Source organism: Legionella santicrucis, assembly GCF_001468135.1.
Taxonomy (GTDB): Bacteria; Pseudomonadota; Gammaproteobacteria; order Legionellales; family Legionellaceae; genus Legionella; species Legionella santicrucis.
Genome location: NZ_LNYU01000031.1, coordinates 21,485 through 27,484, shown reverse-complemented (window position 1 = coordinate 27,484; position 6,000 = coordinate 21,485). Strand labels below are relative to the sequence as shown.

Sequence of the window (6,000 nt, the reverse complement as noted above, 5' to 3'; positions counted from 1 at the left end):
GCCTTTGATGTTTGCTCGCAGATTTTGATGGATCATTTCTCCGGGAAAAAATCTTTGGTTTTTGCTAATCACCAGTGACCTATTACTCTTCATCAAATTATCGGAAAATTATTATTTCTTATTACGGTTGAAGTTAAAATCATAAACTATTCTGATTCCCACTCTGCTCGATGGATGTAAAAGACAATTGAGAGGTAGATGCTTTTTCTTCTATCAGTCCCATTTTTGGCAATCCAAAAAATCGATGCGTAGAACTATTTTTATTTGATCCATAAGAACCATTACTTGCCATAATTCCACCATCAATATTATATTGGGATCCCGTAATAAACAAAGAGTCATCAGACGCTAAAAACACAGCAAGATTTGCCACTTCATTTGTTTGTCCCATACGTTTCAACGGAATTGTATTCGTGTACTCTTCTATACGTTGCGTCCGCTCCTCATCCTGACCGAATTCTGAGTCCCACATTTCAGTCAAAATTGCAGCAGGCACAATAACATTGCAACGAATTGGATAATCGTTTTTGGCACAATGCATGGCTACTGTTCGTGTAAAATTCAAAATAGCAGCCTTACTTGATGCATAAGCAGCATTGGAAGGAATCCCTACTAAACCCGAGCGAGAGCCCATGTTAATAACTGACGCATTAGAGCTTTTTTTCAAAAGCGGCATCATCGTTTTACATCCCAAAAATGTTCCATCCAAGTTCACCGCATGAACAACCCGCCAATCGTCAAGAGAACAATTTTCTATATCTTGGGGTTTATCCGATTTGGGGGCAGAATCTATACCGGCATTATTCACTAGGATATCAAGTCTTTGGTATTTGTTTTCAATGTATTCTGCTACCTCTTGCCAATTTTGTTCGGAACAAACATCTAAGTGAAGGTAATCACTAGCCCCTATTGATTGTGCAAATTTTTCTCCTTCAGACTTTGAGAGTCTTCCGGTGACGATTACTGTAGCACCTTTTTTACAAAATGACTCTGCGATTGAAAGACCAATTGATTTGGTACTACCTGTAATTAATGCAATTTTATTCTTTAACTTTGCCATCGCTATCAGTCCTTGATTTATTTGTTTAGATAATACGATTTATTGACAGTAAAATCATTGACTATTTTATTCAATTAAAGAGATACGTAGGGAGAATATAACGACCAAACTCAATTAAAATAAATATCTATAATATTTATCGCTCTCTTAGAAAGGTCCTGATTTAAAACCTTTTATTTTTATCTTAAGTCACAGATTAGAATCTCTACTCCGTACTTTGTCCCAATCAATATAGTTTTCTTGGCAAAGCATCAAGTTACTTCCAATAGGCTGTCTTTGGGAGTTGTCATTCGTTCTATTAGGAAATATAAGCTGATTCCTAAAATGATAGCACCATCGATAACAAGAGCAACGGGACGCATCGAGCCATCAAATAACAACCCAGTTAAAGCTACGGCTCCTGATGAAACAAACAAGCGAGTGGACACAATGAATGAAGAGCATGTCCCCTTAAGGTCAGGTAAAATTTCCAATGATTGTGCAAAAGTGACGCTCATTGGAAAAGCACAGCCTACAGCCATCCAGCACATTGCAAATGTAATCAACTGAGGAGAATCTGGGTACTGGAACGCAAAATAAGTGAAAAGTACAATAGCTATTGTACAACACACCATTCCAAAATTAACCGCTTTACGACTTCCAATTTTTGCGATCACTTTATCAGCATAAAAACTAGTAAGTGAGAATAGCAATACAATTAATCCTTGTTGCATGGCGAATTGGAAATAAGATAATTTACATGTATTAATATAATAAAAAGAAGCACTACCAACAAACGTTAAATAAGCCGTAACTAACATATTAGGCATACTGGCATAAATTAAAAATTTACCATGTGAGAACACTGTCCAATAATCTTTAAATAGAGTCAAAATATTTAGAGGTTGCTTGTTGGTTTTAGTTTCCGGCAATTGCCAGATTAAAAAAAGCCAGGAAATCAAAGCAATGATCGTAATGAAGGTAAAATTCGCTCGCCAAGTAAAATAATTGATAATAGCGCTACCTAAAATGGGGGCTGCGGCCATAAAAATAGTAACGTAAGCATTAATTTTACCAATGTAGTTTGCAGCTACTTCACCACTGTATCGATCGGAGATCATAGCAAAACCCATCACTAAAGTACTACTAGCACCTAAACCTTGAATAAAACGCCAAAACATCAATTGGTATATAGAAAATGAAAATACGCAACCAACTGCTCCAATCAAGAAGCAAGTTGCCCCAAAAATCATTAAACCTCGCCTACCCCAGGATTCTGATAATGGTCCATACAACAATCCAGAAAGACAAAATGCCAAAAAATTAAGACTTAATGTACTTTGAACTTGTGCTTCCGTGCTACCGAAATAAGTCATAATACTAGGAAAACTGGGCAAGGAAATATCGATTTCCATACAGCAACCTAATAATGAAATAACAATGAGTGGTACAAGTGGCAACCGAAATAAACTGGATAACATGATGCATCTTCTTAATGGGATAAATAAGTGGTATTAGCTGAATGAAATCTTAACAGCCATGTAATTATATCGGCATTCATACATTTTTAGAATAGCAATAATTTACTAAGCTATTTTTTGAGAAATACATCAATTCAGTATCCATTCATAAGATGATGTTTAGTAGGACGTCGCACCCTCTGCGAAAGCAAGGAGTCTATTGAAAGCCATGCTTCAAGATGAAGTTTATAGCAAGATTTGTTGTTTTTAAATCTTCTTCTTTGCGTGTAGGCGTCAATTTTTCCTTAAGTGACGCCTATGGACACAAGTGGGGCTCATGTGCTTCTATTGAAATGGATTTCCGCTTTTCGCGAAAATGACCAAACTCTTAAGTCAATGACAGTGCTACTTAGACTGAACGATTCTAAATAACGACTGGATCCTGTTACTTTAACAAAATAACGGCAGTGGCAACCGCACTGGCGGTAGCCCACAGCGACGACCTAAGTTTATTTAGAGAAAAGTGGTTCATAATTATCTATCCCAATCCCGTTCACACAAGAAGGAATATCATTTTTTTCCTTCTTTGTGAAGAAAAACGGTAGCGGCTTCGACTCATAGTTATCTATGCCAACTCCATTCACATAAGTAGGATTGTCCTTTTTTTCTTCCTTTATAACAAATTGAGTCTTAAGATCCGGTTCATGATTATCGATCCCAATGCCTATTAGATGGCTCTCCGTTTTTGTAGAAAAAACTCGACCTTGATTTTTTATATTATTTTTAAAAAAAGTACTCATTCCTTTCTCAAGTTTATTAGTAAATATTTTTTGGAATGGTTTCATAGGAACTCCTAAGTTTAAATAAACAACCCGTGGCAAGCCACGGAGAATATCAGTTTAAGTTAAGTATTTTATTATTTGTGTATATGAAGGGTTGTGGTTTTATCTCATGCTGACCTAGATTGCAACGCAGTGTATCAAAACACATACTATGGCTCAAATATAAATCAGACATTAGTTATCACTTTATGGCCAATGAAGCGTCAGTTATGACTTACCAAAGTGCCGGTATCTCTCTTTGCTGAAGACCTACTTTTAACCATGCTGCTTGTAGCGCCAATATGTTTTCATTGGCCTCCCAATCGTCATAACCATTAATATAATCTTGCAACGCGATCATCAGTGGTGCCAAGTCAAAATGAGATGTCTTTTTCACTTCGCTATTTTGAAGATAAGTCAGCCCATTTTCCTCTATGTCCTCACAACGCCTGAGCATCTCTGTTTTGGTTGCTTCATCCATGTATGATTTCAGCATACGACACATATGGATGTCTTTGGCCCAATAGGCATATTCAAAAGCAGTACAGTGAAAGGTTCGTCCTGAGTAATCGGTGAACGATTCTGATGCTAATAAGAATTGTGCATCAAGATTCGCTTTGAGTAAATTTTCCGCGTCATTCTGCTCTCCTCTTGCAGTATGCTCCAAGAATTTTGGCAATTGTATGCGCTTAATATGAGGAGAGACCATTATTTCCTCTTTTTGATCCTGAGGGAGTTTGTCCAGTACGGCTTGTAATTGTTCTTCATTTCTACACTAAGATCAATCGTTGCATGCACCGAAGGATTGGTTGGCGTGATCATGTCTTTGGGGAGTACGTTAAAATCGTTGCAAATGCGTTCAAAGTCACTGGGAACTTGATCGGGCAGAGCGGCCTGCATAAATTCCGCAAAAGGAAGGCAAATGGAGCCTTGATGACTGGTAAAGGGCCCATTTTTGTCATCATCCAGTAGGATAAATTCGTCAAAGTAATTCTAGTAATGTTTAAAGACAGTGTGAATATATTGTAAACGCTCCGAGAACTACACCTACCGCTGCATTATAAATTAAGCGAGCATCTCCTTTTTATTAAAGAAAGAGAAAGTCATTTCCCCCCCACTAACTGAAGCAGTCTGCTTAAGATAGCGATGCGTTTCACAAAACCCATCTAATGTCCTTGCTTTGTCGCTTTATTCCCACGCTGATATCGAATGCGCTGAATTTTCAAATACATGTTACATGTCCATATTAACTTGCCCCATTTAGCTTCACCTCTTCGGCAACAGTTATTTTGAGGCAATTAGCCTGTTGCAATTCGTGCGGTACTTAATTTTACCTTAAGGTGGGCGTTCTATAATTGCACACATTTGAGAATGTGAAGAGGAACTAAGAATGCCGATTGATATTGAGCGATTGCAAGCTGTTTATAATGACGATGTAGCTAATGATAGCTTTGCAGCCATTGCCTGGACCATGATCCCAGATTCGAAAACCAATGAAATGTCTGTTGGAGCAGTCGGGTCAAGTGGGGGAAATCCGAACAATGGGTGGAAAATTCATATTAGTATTGATCCCGCTAAAATGAGAGAAGCTGCAGTGATTATTGCCGAACTACTCAATGAAGCAGATGCTCCGCGTGTAAGTTTAAAATTTGCAGGCAAGCAATTAGCCCCCACAGGACAACCGAGCAAACAAGTAGCCTTTATTTTTTATGAAGAAGAATTAAGAAATCAACCGAAAATACAGGAATTCCTTAGTCGTATTGAGCAAGAATTAAGTTTGCGCGGTATAGGTGTTGACCAAAGAGCTATAAACTCAGACGTAGAAGCTGCCAAAACCAAATACGATGCAAGTATTTTAATGGAGGATGGTAGCCAAAGCAGGTTTAATTATCGAAATGAAAACTGCCTGGTGTTTGAAGATGGTTTTTATGAGGAAATGGGGTATGGACAAGGTAATTTCCGAGTAGAGGGATAGATGATATGCGTTAAACAAAGTTACTATCTTAGTTTGCCCAATGAACAAAAACACAATCCTGGAAATTGTCAGGAGGACCCATTTGCGGTCTTTACACTGAGGGTGCCACAACTGCTGGTAGAAGAGCCTGAACAAAACCATAACAATCAGCCTAGTCCTATTCTTATGGATGCATGGGATTCCTTAGAAGACGATTTCAAATCCTATGTTTCTATCCAGACCAGAGATATACGAGTTGAATATTTTGCTCATGCGGCGACAAGTGAGTATTGGAGAATGATGGGTGGCCCAGAGCGGTTACAATTACACGCTGACTATTTAAATCAGTTGCACCCTAAAAATCCGCCTAGTTCACCTGTACGTTTATTAGGGCTTTTTGCTCACTCGGATTGGCGTTCCTTAGATAATGATTTTAAAAGCTATGTTTCTGTTTCAACCAGAGCTGTGCGTTATGAGTTGCTGAACGGTATTAGTACAGATGTCTATTGGGGCATGATGGGTGATCCAGAGCAGAAAAATTTGATGAAGGAGTATTTAGAGCAAAACCCTGGGCGCTCTCTGGAATTCAATTAGCCATTAATCAGAGAGACTCATGCAACAAGTCCAATGCGAACTTGTTGCATGAGATAACTCTAGCGCTACAATTTTTACAGTTGTATTCATCAATAATATGGCTGGTAATCTGGCTGCAGTATCTATTCTTTT

6 protein-coding genes and 1 pseudogene are annotated in these 6,000 nt (G+C 38.1%); 2 read left to right on the top strand and 5 right to left on the bottom strand.

Annotated features, from left to right (window positions below):
* Positions 1-139: 139 nt before the first annotated feature.
* The 5 genes and pseudogenes from Lsan_RS07560 to Lsan_RS23520 form a co-directional block, all read right to left on the bottom strand.
* Positions 140-1,060 (bottom strand): SDR family NAD(P)-dependent oxidoreductase, encoded by a 921-nt coding sequence (locus Lsan_RS07560; protein WP_058513900.1) that lies wholly within the window; start codon positions 1,058-1,060, stop codon positions 140-142.
* A gap of 251 nt (positions 1,061-1,311) precedes the next feature.
* Positions 1,312-2,520 (bottom strand): multidrug effflux MFS transporter, encoded by a 1,209-nt coding sequence (locus tag Lsan_RS07555; RefSeq protein WP_058513899.1) that lies wholly within the window; start codon positions 2,518-2,520, stop codon positions 1,312-1,314.
* Between the two features lie 488 nt (positions 2,521-3,008).
* Entirely contained in the window at positions 3,009-3,344 is a 336-nt protein-coding gene (locus Lsan_RS07550) for a hypothetical protein (RefSeq protein WP_058513898.1), read from the bottom strand.
* Between the two features lie 211 nt (positions 3,345-3,555).
* Complete coding sequence (locus tag Lsan_RS07545; RefSeq protein WP_058513897.1) at positions 3,556-4,029, bottom strand: hypothetical protein; 474 nt, start codon at positions 4,027-4,029, stop codon at positions 3,556-3,558.
* Positions 4,029-4,298: pseudogene (locus Lsan_RS23520) on the bottom strand (hypothetical protein); the annotation flags it as partial. The pseudogene Lsan_RS23520 and the gene Lsan_RS07545, both read right to left, overlap by 1 nt.
* Positions 4,299-4,710: 412 nt before the next feature.
* On the opposite strand from Lsan_RS23520, the gene Lsan_RS07535 reads away from it, so the two are divergent.
* Complete coding sequence (locus tag Lsan_RS07535; protein WP_058513895.1) at positions 4,711-5,295, top strand: hypothetical protein; 585 nt, start codon at positions 4,711-4,713, stop codon at positions 5,293-5,295.
* Positions 5,296-5,868, top strand: a complete 573-nt coding sequence (locus Lsan_RS07530) for a hypothetical protein (protein ID WP_058513894.1) — start codon at positions 5,296-5,298, stop codon at positions 5,866-5,868.
* The last annotated feature ends 132 nt before the right edge of the window (positions 5,869-6,000 follow it).